Origin of the sequence: Pseudomonas sp. FIP_A4 (assembly GCF_036701605.1) — a bacterium.
GTDB classification, from domain to species: Bacteria; Pseudomonadota; Gammaproteobacteria; order Pseudomonadales; family Pseudomonadaceae; genus Stutzerimonas; species Stutzerimonas phenolilytica.
In genome coordinates, this window is sequence record NZ_JAYDXP010000058.1 from 1 (window position 1) to 325 (window position 325).

The 325-nt window shown below is 70.2% G+C and carries 2 pseudogenes; one reads left to right on the forward strand and one right to left on the reverse strand.

Annotation, left to right across the window (positions count from 1 at the left end):
* Positions 1 to 154 (reverse strand): annotated as a pseudogene (locus U8L64_RS00455) (hypothetical protein); the annotation flags it as partial.
* Between the two features lie 29 nt (positions 155 to 183).
* Between U8L64_RS00455 and U8L64_RS00460 the strand changes: the two are divergent.
* Positions 184 to 255: pseudogene (locus U8L64_RS00460) on the forward strand (crotonase/enoyl-CoA hydratase family protein); the annotation flags it as partial.
* Positions 256 to 325: the final 70 nt, after the last annotated feature.

Sequence of the window (325 nt, forward strand, 5' to 3'; positions counted from 1 at the left end):
GGATCGCGGCGCCGCGCAGCAACCGACGGTCGACTGCGCCTCGCATCGCGGTCAGTGGCGCACGCAGGTCGTGAGCCACCGAGGCCAACCGTGCGGAGCGCAACTCCTCGGGCCTACCATGTAGGCGCGCCGCCTCGAGCGTGGAGCAGAAACGCTGCGGATTGCCGCTACCTGCGACGGCGCTACGACCTCAAGGTGATGACTTCCGGGCCGCAGAACGCGATGGCCCTGGTCGCGACCGGATCGCGCTTCACCTGGAAGCCGCCGACGGCAGCCTCAGCGTGTCGCTGGTCAACGGTCAGCCGCTGGTCGCGGGCAACACCGC